This window comes from Blastococcus sp. TF02-09, from assembly GCF_003319105.1.
GTDB lineage: Bacteria > Actinomycetota > Actinomycetes > Mycobacteriales > Geodermatophilaceae > Blastococcus.
This window is the reverse complement of record NZ_QOHH01000002.1, coordinates 460,403-474,158: the sequence shown is the minus strand read 5'-3', so window position 1 is coordinate 474,158 and position 13,756 is coordinate 460,403. Positions and strand designations below refer to the sequence as shown.

The window sequence follows — 13,756 nt, the reverse complement described above, 5'->3', positions numbered from 1 at the left end:
CGTGACCGCACCCGTCGATCCGCGTGGCACCTGGCAGCTCCCGGCGTTCGGCGCGATGCCGCGGACGGCGGACCTCGAGCCGCTGGTCACCCGGGTGCTGGCGCCCAACCCGTCCGGCATGACCCTCGACGGCACGAACAGCTACCTCGTCGGGGCGCCCGGCAGCGGTGCGGCGGTGCTGGTCGACCCCGGCCCCGACGACCCCGCCCACCTGGACGCGGTGGAGGCCGCCCTGGCCGCGCGCGGCGCCCGGTGCGCGGCGGTGCTGGTCACCCATCACCACGGCGACCACGCCGAGGCCGCGCTGCCCTGGGGAGCCCGGTTCGGCGCCCAGGTGATGGCGGGCAGCGGTGACGTGGCGGGTCCGGGCGGACGCGTGCTCAGCGGCGGCGACCGGCTGCAGCTGGCCGGCACCACGGTCGACGTCGTCCCGACGCCGGGGCACTGCTCGGACCACCTCGCCTTCCGCGTCGAGTCCGGTGCGGTGCTCGTGGGCGACCACGTGCTGGGCCGCGGGACGTCGGTGGTGACCCATCCGGAGGGCGACGTGGTGGCCTACCTCGAGTCGCTGCGCCGGGTGCGCGACCTCGGTCCGGCCGCGCTCTACTGCGGTCACGGGCCCGAGCTCACCGAGGACGTCGGCGCGGTGCTCGACTACTACCTCGCCCACCGGGCCTACCGGGAGGGGCAGGTGCTGGCCGCGCTGCAGGGCGGTGCGACGACGGTCGACGAGCTGGTGGCCGACATCTACGCCGACGTGCCGCGCGAGGTGTGGTTCGCCGCCGCCCAGTCGACGCGGGCCACCCTGGACAAGCTCCGGGCGGAGGGCAGGGTCACCGAGGCCGCCGACGGAACGGTGCGCCCGGCGTGAGCGGTCCCGTGCCCGTGGTCGGGGCGGCTGCGAGCGAGCGGGACCAGCGCCGGGCGGCCGCGGCCCTCGCCGACGCCGGGGTCCGTCGCGGGGACCGGCTGCTCGTCTCGGCCGCGGCGTCACCGGCCCTGCTCGCCGTCGTGCTGGGCGCGCTGCGCACCGGCGTCGTCCCCGTCGTCCTGGATCCCGGCCTGCCGGCCGCGGAGCGCGCGGCCCTCGCCGCGGACGCCGATCCCGCCCTCGACGTCGCCGACCACCCCGCCCGGCTGCTGACCGGCACCGCGGAGGCCGAGCTCGCCGACGTGCCGCTGGCCCGCCCCATGCACTACACGTCCGGGACGACGGGGCGCCGCAAGGGCGTGTGGTCCGGTGTCCTGGCCGACGACGACGCGCGGGCGCTGGCCGCGGAGGAGATCGACCTCTGGGGCTTCCACCGCGAGGACCGGCACCTCGTGCTCTCGCCGCTGCACCACAGCGCACCGCTCCGGTTCGCGATCCACACCCTGCTGGCCGGGGGTGAGGTGTTGCTCCCGGGGCCGTTCGACGTGGCCCGTGCCGCCGGCGCCATCACCGAGCTGCGGCCGACCACGACCTTCTGCGTGCCCACGCACCTGCAGCGCCTGCTCGCGCAGGACGGCGTCGACTGGTCGTCGTTCCGCCGGCTGGTGCACGCCGGCGCGCCCTGCCCCGAGCCGCTCAAGCGCGCGGTGCTGCAGGCGCTCCCGGAGGGCAGCGTGTGGGAGTTCTACGGCTCCACCGAGGCGCAGTTCACCGTCTGCTCGCCGGAGGACTGGCTGGCCCACCCGGGCAGCGTCGGCCGGGCCCGGCCGGGGCGGCGCCTGGAGACCGACGAGCGCGGCCAGCTGTGGTGCGCGGTGCCCCGCTGGGCGCGGTTCGAGTACTGGCGGGCGCCGGAGAAGACGGCGGCGGCCTGGCGCGGGGACCGGGTGACCGTCGGCGACCTCGGGCGCGTCGACGACGACGGCGTGGTCTGGCTCGACGGGCGCCGCGAGGACCTGGTGATCTCCGGCGGCGTGAACGTCTACCCGGCCGAGGTCGAGGCGGTGCTCGATGCGCACCCCGGCGTGGTCGAGAGCGCGGTGTTCGGCGTGCCCGACGCCGAGTGGGGCCAGCGGGTGGTCGCCGCCTACGTGGGTGAGGCCGAGGCCGGGGAGCTGGCCGGCTGGGCCCGCGAGCGGCTGGCGGCGGCCAAGCGCCCCAAGGCGCTGCACCCGGTGGCCGAGCTGCCCCGCACCTCCACCGGGAAGGTGCGCCGGCTGGACCTGCCCGGCGTGCTCGGGCTTGACGGGGCCTGAGCGATGCCCCGGCCCCACCCGGCCCCGGTCGCACCTCTGCTGGTTGACCGGGATATCTGACAGGGACATACTGGTCCGAACAAACGTTCGATTGGAAAAAGACTGTCCACAGGGGCGCGCCTGTGCAGCCCACAGGGAGGGGCGCATGCCTGTTGGTTTCCTCAAGAAGAAGTCCACAGACGCAGCCCTCCCGTGGGTCGGTCAGCGGCGTGTCGTCAACATGTGTTCCACAGGGCGGTCGGTCTACGGTGACGGCATGCACAGGAGGGTGCCGTGAATACGGACCCGTCAATCGTCGCCAGGTTGACGGCCGATTCAGGACGGCCCCGATGCGTCGTTTCAGACCTAGATGGCACTTTGCTGCATTCCGATGGGCGACTTTCCCAAAACTCGGCAGAGGTCCTTAAGCAAGTACACCGGCTGGGCGTGGACGTCGTTCTGGCGACCGCCAGACCATATCGGGCAGCGCGTCATCTCCTGGCTGACATGCCTTTTGTCAGTTACTTGATCTGCTCCAATGGTGCTGTCGGGTATGATGTTCAGGCCAAAAGGTTCTCTAGAGTCGCTTATCTGCCCGGACCGCGGTTGCGCACCATCGTTGCGGAAATCCGACTGCGTCACCCGGAAGCAAAACTGGCTTTCGATACGGTAGCCGGTCGTATAGTCGATCCCGAATGGCCGCGGCAATTTCTCTCGGTTCCCGGCCAAGCTTCCCTCTGGCCACTCGCGGCTGACGAGGTGCCGGAGTATCCGACCATGTGCCTGATGGTTCTAGGAGCATGGACGAGTGTGAGCGAGGTTCCTTCGCACCTTCGGCCGTTTGCTACGTCGTCGGCCTACGGGCTAATCGAGTTCGGTGCGGTGGCAGCGAGCAAATTGGATGCTGTTAACTGGTGGAGCTCGAGCCGACACATCCCACTTCGCGACGTTGTCGCCTTCGGTGATATGCCGAACGATCTGGACTTGTTGACAGCAAGTGGCTTGGGGGTCGCCGTTGCTAACGCTCACCCATCTATTCTTTCCAGCGTTTCACTAAGGACGCTATCGAACGATCACGACGGTGTCGTCGAGTTCCTTCGCCAGATCTTTCTCTCGACGGAGCTTGACGGCCTTGTTGATGTGAGAACGTGAACTCTGGCATAGTGCCGGAGTGTTCACCAGACAGGGGTTGCTCGCCGGGGAGCGATTGAAGACCGCCCTTACGGATCCAGGCGAACGGATCTTCCGCCTGGGGAGCTGGTCTCACGAGAACGTGCGTGGCGCCGGCTACGACCTCAGGATCGCCACCGACCTCATGGTTGTGCCCGCGCCTGGTGGACACGTAGTTTATGAACGGGGCGTCCACCGGCATACGGAAGTGATCCTCGCTCCAGGTGAGACTGCCCTGTTCTCCACAATGGAGCGAGTCAGCCTCGATTGGGACATCGCTGGCAATCTTGGCGCCAAGTTCAGTCTTCTAGCACGTGGACTCATGATTCTGACCGGTCTAGCTGTCGACCCAGGATATGGGCGGGAGCGGCTTCCTAATGGCGTGTGGGCTCCTGCAGACGACACGCGTCTGAACTTCCTCGTCGCGAACGTTGGCTCGGACTCGGTTAGTCTTCGCCCAGGTACCGACAGTATTGCGGTGTTGCAGCTGTTTGAGGTCGCCAATGCGGAGAGGCGAGAGGTGTCGAGTGAAGGATTCGATGCGCTAAAGGACCGACTCTTCACCGACACAGGTGGCGGCACAGGCCTCGCATACTTTCAGAGTGTCTTGTCCGTGCGAACAAAACTTGCAGGCCTCGAGCAGCGGGTAGCGGCCGTAAACGAAACGGTGTCTCGCGTGCAAAATGCGTCTAACGCGCTAGTCTCGTTCGGCGTCTATCTTGTGAGTTCCACGATTCTTGCCGCCATATCAGCGTTTCTGATCGAAACGGTCCCAGGGGCGCTCGACTCGTCGTCAAGCGTCGAGTCGTGGATTGTATGGATGATCATAGGCGTGGTATGTCTGTCTATGGTTGCTGTTTCGATAGCAGCTCTGGTGGCAGTGTTCAAAGCCGTTGGTGGGTCGAAGGGAAGCGGCGATGGCGCCTAGGAGCGACGCACAGGCCTACCGCCAGGCGCTAGCCAGCGTGCTTGAGGGGTCGGCAGTCGAGTCGGTCCGGGATCCCCTTTCGATCGCCTCCAACTTCGGAATTGGGGATCGGCCAAGCCTTGAGGTACTCGCCCAGTCTCTTGACGTGAAGGAGAGCCCGCTTGCGCTTCTTCAGCCTGCTTCAGTGCAGATTAGCGCACCTTACTGTATTGGACTCCTTGCGTGGTCTCTCGACGGTCGACAGGACGTCGGCTCGTTGGAGTTCTACCGGTCAGGAGCACGAAACTTCGCGGACGACGCCGGCATCCTTTGTGGGGCCTTTGGGCGGCGACTCCTGAAACTAGGGGGACCTGATGGCCAGCTTTCCTCCGTGCTTGGACGGCTCAGTGAGGATCCAGCCTCCCGGCGAACCTGGTTGCCCATTGCAATCCCGGAAGATAACGTTAATACGTCTCGAGAGTACCCTTGTGCGAGCGGAATCCAGTTGTTTCGTCGGGGCGAGGAGCTGCACTTTCTGACCGTCATGAGGGCCCAGCACGCCCTTACCGTCCTTCCCTATGATTTGTTCTTGTTCAGGGGCATACATAGCGCCATTGCTGGCATGCTGAATCTCAAGGTAGGAGAATATGTCCACTTTTCGGGAACCTTGCATATCTACCAGGCGGAAGTCGACCTAGCGCAGCGCGTTATGCACGAAGCGGTCCAAACCCTTGAGTTTCCCAACTTTCCGCGCGGGCCGGGCGCGCGCGCATGCATCAGGCGGTTGATCGGAGTCGAGGCCGAAACTCGCCGTGCCATTCAGGTTGGCAACACCGCTGAGCTGAAGCGGATTCTGATGGCAGAAGAGGCGTGGCCGCTCATTGATGTCTGCAAAAGGATCTTGGTTGAAGCCGGTCTGAGGCGGCTGTCCACTGCATCCACGGACCCTCAGTCCTGGCCCGACGAGCTGGCGCCCGGTGGGTGAACTCTCGCGAATTGTGCTTGTGACCGGCATGCCGGGGTCGGGCAAATCGACGGTCAGCGCGGAGCTTGCCGCACGTGATCCTGAGGTCCTCGTCGTAGAAGTTGGCCGTCGGATGGCGGAGCTAGCGACAGACATGGGAATCATTAGCGGATATGCGGCTCTACCTATGCTTCCTGCGCCGATCCGCGCTCAACTTCAGGCGGCCGCTGTGGAGTCGTTCGCTTCGGCTAGCGCTTCACGCATCCTAGTAGTAGCGCATCTACAGGTGAAGGGCCCTGAGGGGCTTGTGCCTGGCTTCCCAGCTGGAATCCTGGAATCGCTCGATCCATCCGCCATCGTGCTGATCGAGGCCGAGGGTCGTTTGGGTTCGACGGGGCTCGTTCCCGGTCTCTCCACTGCAACCTACAGAGAACTTGCAATTGCGACCGCCAAGCGTCTCCGTGTCCCACTTTTAGTCTTGGAGAACTCAGGTGGCTTGGCAGAGTGTGCAGACCGAATGCAAGCACTGCTGAACAACTTGGCTGTCTGAAATGCCCGACGTCGTGGTGGTCGGCGCCGGCACGGCGGGGTGCGCGCTGGCCGCCCGGCTGGCCGACGCGGGCCGCACCGTCCTGCTGCTGGAGGCCGGCCGGGTGCCCGCGACGGCGGCGGACTGGCCGGCCGAGATCCGGGACGCGACCAGCCTGGCGGCGACCGCGCCCGGCCACCCGGCCAACTGGGACCTGGCCGCCGAGGTCGTCCCCGGCCGCTCGGTGCGGGTGCCGCGGGGCCGGATCGCCGGCGGCTCCAGCGCCCTGAACGCCGCCGTCTGGATCCGTGCCACGCGCCGCGACCTCGACGGCTGGGCGGCCGCCGGCAACCCGCTCTGGGGCTCCGACGCGGTGCTGCCGGCCTTCCGCCGGTCGGAGGCCGACGCCGACTACGGCGACCTGCCCGGGCACGGCGCGGACGGACCGGTGCCGGTGCGCCGCCCCGCCGGCTGCCCGGTCCTGGCCGGCGCCTTCGCCGCTGCCGCCGCGGAGCTCGGGTTCCCGGCGGAGCCGGACAAGAACGGCGACGCCGAACCCGGTCACGGGCCCATCCCGTTCAACGTCCGGGACGGCGTGCGGGTCAACGCCGCCATGGCCTACCTCGCTCCACGGCGGGACCGGCCGGGGCTGACCGTCCGCGGCGGCGTGGCGGTGCGCCGCGTGCTGGTCGAGCGGGGGCGGGCCGTCGGCGTGCTCACCGACGAGGGGCCGGTGCGGGCCGGCGAGGTGGTGCTGAGCGCGGGGGCGGTGGGCTCGGCGCAGCTGCTCCTGGCCTCCGGGCTCGGGCCGGCCGCCGAGCTGGCGGCGGCGGGCATCGGCGTCGTCGCCGACCTGCCCGGGGTGGGGGCGGCCTTCAGCGACCACCCGATCGTCTACGTCCCCTACCGGTCCGCGGCCGGGCTGCCCGCGCCCGACGGGCCGCTGCACGGCGTCCTGCACGCACCCGTCGACGGCGGGGAGGTCGAGGTGCTGCCCTGGCTGCGGCCGTTCGCCGGCGACGCCGAGCCGATGGTCGGGGTGGGCCTGCAGAACCCGCTCGCGCGCGGCCGGCTCCGCCTGGACCCCGGTGACCCGGCCGGACCGCCGCGGCTGGCGTACCGGTACCTGGGGGAGGACGCCGACCGGCGGGGGCTGCGTGCCGGCGTGCGGCTGGCGGCCGCGCTGCTGGGCACGGACGCCGTCGCCGGGACCGCTGAGCTCGCGGCCGGGCTGTCCGCCGCGGTGCTCGAGGACGACGGCGCGCTGGACCGCTGGATCGCCGCCCGCGTCGGCACCGCCGTGCACCTCTCGGGCACCGCGCCGATGGGCCCGGACAGCGATCCGAATGCCGTCGTGGACCAGCACCTGCGGGTCCGCGGGGTGACGGGCCTGCGCGTCGTCGACACCTCGGTGCTGCCGTGGGTGCCGAGCCGCGGGACGGCGGCGACGGCGGTGATGGTCGGCGAGCGCGCCGCTGAGCTCGCCGGCGCCTGACCGGAGGCGGTGGTCGGCCGCGCGATCGGTCGCGGCATGATCACCTGCGATGTGAGGGCGGTCACCGACCGCGCCCGTCCCGTCAGGAGGAACAGTGCCGCAGGTCCAGACCGTCCGAGGCCCCGTCGACACCGCCGAGCTCGGCCAGACGCTCATGCACGAGCACGTCTTCACGCTCACTGCGGACGTACAGCAGAACTACCCCGAGGAGTGGGGGAGCGAGGACGAGCGGGTCGCCGACGCGGTCGGGAAGCTCACCGCGCTCTCGGCCGTGGGGGTGCGGACGATCGTCGACCCGACCGTCATCGGGCTGGGCCGCTACATCCCGCGCATCCAGCGCATCGCCGAGCAGATCGACCTCAACATCGTGGTCGCCACCGGCTGCTACACCTACGACGACGTCCCGTTCTTCTTCCACCACCGCGGCCCGGCCCTGAACGCCGCGGTCGGCGCCGAGGTCCCCGACCCGATGGTCGACATGTTCGTGCGCGACATCACCGAGGGCATCGCCGGCACCGGGGTGCGCGCGGCGTTCCTCAAGTGCGCGATCGACGAGCCGGGACTCACGCCGGGGGTCGAACGTGTGATGCGCGCCGTGGCGAAGGCGCACCAGCGGACGGGCGCGCCGATCACCGTGCACACCCACCCGGGCAACCGGACCGGGCTGGACGTCCAGCGGGTGTTCGGCGAGGAGGGCGTCGATCCGGGCCGCGTCGTGCTGGGGCACAGCGGGGACAGCGCCGACGTCGACCACCTCAGCGCGCTGGCCGACGCCGGCTTCGTGCTGGGCATGGACCGGTTCGGCATCAACCTCGCGACCACGTTCGAGGCGCGGGCCGACACCGTGGTGGAGATGTGCCGGCGGGGCTACGCCGAGCGGATGGTGCTCTCGCAGGACGCCTCGTGCTACATCGACTGGATCGATCCGCAGGTCATGGCGCTGATGCCGCAGTGGAACTACACGCACATCCACGAGGAGGTGCTGCCGTACCTGCGCGAGCACGGCGTCACCGACGACCAGATCGAGACGATGCTGGTGGCCAACCCGCGGCGCTACTTCGAGACGTGACGGGGCCGAACGGCCTCCTCGCCGCCGGCGGGGAGGCCGTTCCTCAGCGGGAGGCCGTTCCTCAGCGGGCGGCGGGGAGCTCGCTGGTCGTGGTGGTGTTCAGCGGCGCCCACGCGTCGGGGTGCGGCCGGCCCGCCTGGGCGACCCACGGCTCGGTGCGTCCGGTGGCCGACGACCGGGCCACCGTGGCCGGCCGGGCGCTGAGGCTGACGATGAGGGCCAGCAGGACGAGCAGCCCCACGAAGACGGCGCAGAGAACGAGGAGCGTCGAGAGCATGCACAGAAAGTAGTGGGCCGGATCGGTTCGTGTCACCGGGACGCGGCGGTCAGAATGCGCCGAACCTGACCGGCCCGATCCGCAGAATTCGCCTCCTGGCCTGGGAGTTCGTCCCGTCTGTCACACCGACGTGGGCAACAAGCGCCCGGCGGACCGGTCGTTCCCGCGCGACGGGGCCGCGTGGTCCCCGCCGGCCCGGGTAGGGACGGCGCGGCGAGGGGAGCGACGACGTGGCAGATCTGCCCCGTGCGGCGGGCCGGGTGGTGGCCGCGCCGCTGGCCGCGCTGGCCCGGTGGCGCAACGGCAAGCCCATGCACCCGCGGGGGGCGGTGCTCGACGCGGTCCTGGAGCGGCACGGGAGCGACCGCCCGTGGGGCGTGCCCTTCCTCGACGGGACCGGCCGGCACGACGTCGTCGTCCGGCTCTCCCGCGGCGCGGGCCTGCCGGCGCCGCTGCCCGACTTGCTCGGCCTGGCCGTCCGCCTCGACGGCGGGGAGGGGCGGCCGGTCGACCTGCTGCTGTCCACGACCGGCCGCGGAGCGCTCACCCGCGTGGTCCCCGTGCTCCGGCGCGACGCCGCCTCGGTCTACTGCTCGATCATGGCCTACCGCTCGACGGCCGGGCCGATCCGGCTGGCGGCGCTCCCCGAAGGCCACGGGGTGCCCTCCGACCCCGCACCCCTGGCCACCGCCGTGCGCCGACGGCCGCTGGTCTTCGTGCTCGCCGCCGCGCGCGGGCTCGGCGACTGGGCGCCCTTCGGCCGGCTCGTCGTCGGCGAGCCCGCGCAGCCCCTGGACCCGGACCTTCGGTTCGACGCGGTGCGCCACCCGCCGCCGGGCCTGGTGGCCGACGGCCCGCTCGCCCGGTTCCGTGCACCGGCCTACGCCGCGGCGCAGGAGGCCCGGGACCGCCGCTGACCGCCCGGATCCGGTCGATCACCCGATGGAGTCGAGCACGGGTTGGCTGCGCTTTGGCAGGGTAGGGAGAGAAGCCGCCCCCGACGGAACCATCTGACCGGGGCCCCGCGTCGAGCTCACCGAGCGACGCCGTGCTCGACCGCACGAGGAGCAGAACCCAGCCAGTGATGTCCGTCGACCCGTCCCGGGGCGAGCCCGTCCCCGGGGAGCCGGCCCCGCTCCGCGTGGCCAGCGTGCCGTTCAGCGACCGGTACGTCGACGCCGTCCTGCCCCCGGGCGCGGTGCGCGTGGGGCCGGAGCAGGAGCCCAGCCGCTGGCTGGACGAGGAGTTCCTCGTGGCGCACGCCGGAGAGGTCGACGTGCTGCACCTGCACTCCGGCTACGGGCACCTGGGCGTCCGGGAGATCGAGCGCTGGGCGGAGACCGTGCGGCGCCTCGGCGTCCCGCTGGTCGTCACGGTGCACCAGCTGCGCGACGCCGGCCAGGGCACCCGGAGCCGACACGACGCCCACCTGCGGGCGGTCCTCGGGACGGCGGAGGTGGTGCTGACCCTCACCCCGTCGGCCGCGGACGAGATCGCCGAGCGCTACGGACGGACCGCGATCGTCCTCGCCCACCCCTCGATGGCGGTGCCGGACCCGGAGCTGGGCGCCGAGCGGGGCCTCGTCGGCGTGCCGCTCGGTCCGGCGTCCCCGGCCGTGCCGGACCCGGCGGCGGTCGCGCGGGCCGCGGCGTCCGGGGCGGTCTCCGGCGGCGGGCGCCTGCGGGTGCTGGCCCGGGTGGGGTCCGACATCGACCCGGGCGTGCGCGCGATGGCCGAGCACGGCGAGCTGGAACTGGTCGTGCACCGGCGCGAAGACCTGGCCGCCCAGCTGCAGCAGTTGCACGTGGCGGTCCTGCCGGAGCGGTGCGGCACGCACTCCCGGGACGTCGAGGTGTGCCGGGACGTCGGCACCCGGGTGGTGGCGCCGAGCTGCGGGTTCTTCGCCGACCAGTGGTCGGAGGTGGTCACGTACGCCAACGACGAGGTCGACGGCCTGGACCCGGTGTCGCTCACCGCGGCGGTGTCCGTGGCGCTCACCAGCCCGATGCCGCGGCCGGCCGATCGCGGCTGGCGCGAAGAGCAGGCGGAGGCGGTCCGGCGGGTGCACGCCGAGGTCTACGCCCAGGTGGCGGCCGACCGCAGCTGGGTCTGACGGCGGCGGGCCCGGATCAGGCCGTGCCGGGCGGGAGCCGGACGTCGACCACGACGACGTTGACCTCGGTCGTGGTCAGGCCCGTCTGGGCGTGCAGGTGCGCGGCGATCCGGTCGCGGACCTGCTGGGCGACGCGGTGCACCGACACCCCGAAGTCGACGGCGATCTGCACGTCCACGACCACCCGGTCCCCCGCCAGGCCGACGTCCGTGGTGGCGATCCGCCCGCCGCCGAGGGCCAGGCTCACGGAGGGGACCGATTCCGCCGCCAGGCGGGCGACCGCCCCGACGACCCGGGCGGCGATCCGGGTCTGCCCACCCTCCTCGCGCAGCACGGCCGACCATCCGGCGCGGGCGAGCACGCGCACCTCGGACATCACGGCCTGCAGCAGCCCCGCGGGCGCGCGCACGTCCTCCGCGGCGACGTCGAGGACCGGGGCCCACAGCTCGGTGAGGTAGGCCAGGGTGGCGCGGCAGTGCGGGCAGTGCGCCTGGTGCTCCGGGTCCCGGGGGGCCGCGCCGTCGACCACCTGGGCGAGCAGGTCCGCGGAGTGCGCGCCGCACGGCAGCCGCTCGTCGCGCGTCGTGGCGGGGTTGCTCATGCCGGTCACCTCCAGTCCTCCAGCAGGGTCGCGAGCGCTCGGCGGGCACGGTGGGCGCGGACCTTGGCCGTCCCCTCGCTGATACCGAGGATGCGCCCTGTCTCGGCGTGTGTGTATCCCGCGAAGGTGGTGAGGACCAGCGGTGCCCGCTGCTCCAGCGGCAGCTCCAGCAGTGCGCGCCGCACGGCGTCGCGGCTCTGGGCCGTCATCGCCAGGGTCTCGGCGCCCGGGGACCGGGGCATCCCGGCAGCGGACTCGTCCTGCTCGGACAGCGGGACGACCGGGTCCTGTGCCCGGCGCGCGTTGTGACACCGGTTGATCAGGATGCGGGTCACCCAGGTGGAGAACCCGGACTCACCGCGGAAGCCGGGCAGGTGCTGCCACGCCTGGAGGAAGGTCTCCTGGACGACGTCCTGCGCGTCCGAGGGGTTGCCCGTCATGCGCAGCGCGACCCGGTACAGCTGGTCCTGGTGCGTGCGGACGAGCGCGGCGAAGGCGTCCTCGTCCCCCCGGCGCGCCAGGTCCACCCGAGCGGCCTCCAGGGGATCCCGGCTGCTTCCGCCCGCGGGGCGGGTCACGCGGTGTGAACGGGGAGGGACGCAAAGTTCTCGGCCATCTGCGGTAACCCTCCCGCTTCCGTGGTGTCCAACTGGAGTGTGGGCCGCTGAAGAGCCGGGAACCCCCCGGGCTCGCGACCCGTGGCCGAAAAATCCCCGAGCAGAAGAAGGTCCAAACCGTGACTGAGTCCTCCGGCACCGCCTCCTCGAGCGCCGTCGCCACCGCCGCCCCCTCCGGTCTGCAGAGCAGCCAGGGCACGACCACGATCGCCCAGGACGTCGTCCAGAAGATCGCCGGTCTCGCCGCCCGCGAGGTGTCCGGTGTGTACGCCCTCGGTGGCGGCGCCGCCCGCACGCTGGGTGCCCTCCGCGAGCGCATCCCGGGCGCGTCGCAGTCCATCGGCCAGGGCGTCTCGGTCGAGGTGGGCGAGCGGCAGGCCGCCGTCGACCTGGACCTGGTGACCGAGTACGGCGCCCCGATCGCCGACGTGGCCCGCTCCGTGCGCCGCAACGTCATCTCCTCGGTCGAGGGGATGACCGGCCTGCAGGTGACCGAGGTGAACATCTCGGTCAACGACATCCACCTGCCCACGGAGGACGAGGGCCAGCAGGAGCCTGCGCGGGTCCGATGAGCGGGTCGCCCAGCCCGGTGACGGTCGAGGCCACCACCGCTGACGCGGTCGCTGCGGCCGTGCTGCGGTGCCCGGCCGTGGCCGCGCTGCACCCCGGCGGGCTGCTGCACCGGACGGTGACCTACCTGCCGGGACGCCGGGTCGACGGCGTGCGCGTCGACGACGACCGCATCGCCGTGTCCGTCGTCGGCCGGCAGGGCATCCCGGTCGTGCTGCTCGCCGACCAGGTGCGCAGCGCGGTCGCGCCCCTGGCCGGCGGACGGCGCGTCGACGTGCACGTCGCCGACCTGCAACGGCTCGCCGAGGAACCGCCCGCACTGCCGCCCGCGGCACCGGCCTGAGCCGGCGGCGTCCGGTGACCCCAGACCCCGGTCGCGAGGAGCGCCGCCGACGCCGGCAGGTCCTCAAGGCCCACCACCCGGACCTCGGCGGGAACGCCGTGGACTTCATCCGGGTGGCGGCCGAGCTCGGGACGGGTAGGCGTCGCCCTCCGGCGACGCCCACCCGCCTCGGCGACGAGGTCCGCTTCGTCCGGCGGCCGCGCGGCCTCGGGCGGCTGACCGCCTGGTACCGGCGCCGCCGGCGCCCCCCGCGCGTGCACTGACCTGATCCGTCCCCCCTCGGTCCTGGAGGACCCCATGCCCCTGTCCGTCATCGGTCTGTTCACCGGCCTCCTGCTGGGCATCGCCTGGGTCGTCGCCGGTTTCGACGCCTTCCTCGGCACCGCCCTGCTGGGCGCCGTCGGCTTCGTCGTCGGCAAGGTCGCCGCCGGCCAGCTCGACCTCACCACCTACCTCGGCGGCGGCGGCCGCGGCTCTCGATGAGCACCGCCGTCGACGTCGCACCGGAACCGTCCTCGCCCGACACCGGGACGCCCACCGACGGCCCGGGTCTCCCTGCCCTCGGTGACCCCGCCGAGCGGGGCAGCCTGACCGTCGCCGACCGGGTCGTCGAGCGCGTCGCCGGCCACGCCGTCACCCTCGTCGAGGGTGCGAGCGCCGCACCCCGCCGGGTGCTGGGCGTCTCGGTGGGGGAGAGCCGGGACGACCGCGCGGCCTCGGTCGACGCCCGCGTCGACGGGCACGTCGCCACCGTGGCGGCCTCGGTCGCCGTCGGCTGGCCCGCCTCGGTGCGCACGGTCGCCGACCGGTTGCGGCGCCAGGTCCGCGACGACGTCGAGCGCATCACCGGCGTGCGGGTCGCCCACGTCGACATCGACGTGGTGAGCCTGAGCGCCCCTCCGTCGGCACGGCGGCGCGTCCAGTGACCACCGCCC

18 protein-coding genes are annotated in these 13,756 nt (G+C 71.9%); 15 read left to right on the top strand and 3 right to left on the bottom strand.

The window, feature by feature from the left end:
* Position 1 precedes the first annotated feature (1 nt).
* From DQ239_RS04845 to DQ239_RS04815, 8 genes are all read left to right on the top strand, one after another.
* Positions 2-871 carry an MBL fold metallo-hydrolase gene (locus DQ239_RS04845; protein WP_113833242.1) on the top strand — a complete coding sequence of 290 codons (870 nt, stop codon included), beginning with the start codon at positions 2-4 and terminating at the stop codon, positions 869-871.
* Positions 868-2,187 (top strand): AMP-binding protein, encoded by a 1,320-nt coding sequence (locus DQ239_RS04840; protein WP_233488755.1) that lies wholly within the window; start codon positions 868-870, stop codon positions 2,185-2,187. Before DQ239_RS04845 ends, DQ239_RS04840 begins: the two co-directional genes overlap by 4 nt.
* 273 nt (positions 2,188-2,460) lie before the next feature.
* The gene (locus tag DQ239_RS04835; protein WP_113833241.1) at positions 2,461-3,318 is read left to right on the top strand and encodes an HAD family hydrolase; all 858 of its coding nucleotides are present in this window, start codon (positions 2,461-2,463) and stop codon (positions 3,316-3,318) included.
* Positions 3,319-3,337: 19 nt separating this feature from the next.
* Entirely contained in the window at positions 3,338-4,264 is a 927-nt protein-coding gene (locus DQ239_RS20090; RefSeq protein WP_147251998.1) for a hypothetical protein, read from the top strand.
* Positions 4,254-5,228 carry a thymidylate synthase gene (locus DQ239_RS04830; RefSeq protein WP_113833240.1) on the top strand — a complete coding sequence of 325 codons (975 nt, stop codon included), beginning with the start codon at positions 4,254-4,256 and terminating at the stop codon, positions 5,226-5,228. Before DQ239_RS20090 ends, DQ239_RS04830 begins: the two co-directional genes overlap by 11 nt.
* Positions 5,221-5,757 (top strand): AAA family ATPase, encoded by a 537-nt coding sequence (locus DQ239_RS04825; protein ID WP_113833239.1) that lies wholly within the window; start codon positions 5,221-5,223, stop codon positions 5,755-5,757. Before DQ239_RS04830 ends, DQ239_RS04825 begins: the two co-directional genes overlap by 8 nt.
* 1 nt (position 5,758) lies before the next feature.
* Positions 5,759-7,231, top strand: coding sequence for a mycofactocin system GMC family oxidoreductase MftG (gene mftG, locus DQ239_RS04820; protein WP_233488753.1), 1,473 nt, complete (start codon positions 5,759-5,761; stop codon positions 7,229-7,231).
* Between the two features lie 94 nt (positions 7,232-7,325).
* The gene (locus tag DQ239_RS04815; protein ID WP_113833237.1) at positions 7,326-8,300 is read left to right on the top strand and encodes a phosphotriesterase; all 975 of its coding nucleotides are present in this window, start codon (positions 7,326-7,328) and stop codon (positions 8,298-8,300) included.
* A 61-nt stretch (positions 8,301-8,361) separates the two neighbouring features.
* Here the strand turns inward: DQ239_RS04815 and DQ239_RS04810 are convergent, their stop codons facing one another.
* Positions 8,362-8,577, bottom strand: coding sequence for a hypothetical protein (locus DQ239_RS04810; protein WP_113833236.1), 216 nt, complete (start codon positions 8,575-8,577; stop codon positions 8,362-8,364).
* Between the two features lie 230 nt (positions 8,578-8,807).
* On the opposite strand from DQ239_RS04810, the gene DQ239_RS04805 reads away from it, so the two are divergent.
* Positions 8,808-9,494, top strand: a complete 687-nt coding sequence (locus DQ239_RS04805) for a phosphodiesterase (protein ID WP_113833235.1) — start codon at positions 8,808-8,810, stop codon at positions 9,492-9,494.
* 167 nt (positions 9,495-9,661) lie between these two features.
* Complete coding sequence (locus DQ239_RS04800; protein ID WP_113833234.1) at positions 9,662-10,690, top strand: glycosyltransferase; 1,029 nt, start codon at positions 9,662-9,664, stop codon at positions 10,688-10,690.
* A gap of 16 nt (positions 10,691-10,706) precedes the next feature.
* On the opposite strand, the gene DQ239_RS04795 is transcribed toward DQ239_RS04800, so the two are convergent.
* Together DQ239_RS04795 and DQ239_RS04790 are read right to left on the bottom strand one after the other, a co-directional pair.
* Entirely contained in the window at positions 10,707-11,291 is a 585-nt protein-coding gene (locus DQ239_RS04795) for an Asp23/Gls24 family envelope stress response protein (protein ID WP_147251996.1), read from the bottom strand.
* A 5-nt stretch (positions 11,292-11,296) separates the two neighbouring features.
* Positions 11,297-11,818: a sigma-70 family RNA polymerase sigma factor gene (locus DQ239_RS04790; protein WP_158544783.1), complete on the bottom strand. Its 522-nt coding sequence runs from the start codon at positions 11,816-11,818 to the stop codon at positions 11,297-11,299.
* A gap of 209 nt (positions 11,819-12,027) precedes the next feature.
* Here DQ239_RS04790 and DQ239_RS04785 point away from each other — a divergent pair, with 209 nt between their 5' ends.
* The 5 genes from DQ239_RS04785 to DQ239_RS04765 are packed head-to-tail and all read left to right on the top strand — an operon-like array spanning position 12,028 to position 13,747.
* Positions 12,028-12,480, top strand: coding sequence for an Asp23/Gls24 family envelope stress response protein (locus DQ239_RS04785; RefSeq protein WP_113833231.1), 453 nt, complete (start codon positions 12,028-12,030; stop codon positions 12,478-12,480).
* The gene (locus tag DQ239_RS04780; RefSeq protein ID WP_113833230.1) at positions 12,477-12,821 is read left to right on the top strand and encodes a hypothetical protein; all 345 of its coding nucleotides are present in this window, start codon (positions 12,477-12,479) and stop codon (positions 12,819-12,821) included. Before DQ239_RS04785 ends, DQ239_RS04780 begins: the two co-directional genes overlap by 4 nt.
* 14 nt (positions 12,822-12,835) lie before the next feature.
* A complete protein-coding gene (locus DQ239_RS04775; RefSeq protein ID WP_113833229.1) occupies positions 12,836-13,084 on the top strand; it encodes a hypothetical protein in 249 nt (82 codons plus the stop codon).
* 34 nt (positions 13,085-13,118) lie between these two features.
* On the top strand, positions 13,119-13,304 hold the full coding sequence (locus tag DQ239_RS04770; protein ID WP_113833228.1) for a hypothetical protein: 186 nt from the start codon (positions 13,119-13,121) through the stop codon (positions 13,302-13,304).
* Complete coding sequence (locus DQ239_RS04765; protein ID WP_113833226.1) at positions 13,301-13,747, top strand: Asp23/Gls24 family envelope stress response protein; 447 nt, start codon at positions 13,301-13,303, stop codon at positions 13,745-13,747. Before DQ239_RS04770 ends, DQ239_RS04765 begins: the two co-directional genes overlap by 4 nt.
* The last annotated feature ends 9 nt before the right edge of the window (positions 13,748-13,756 follow it).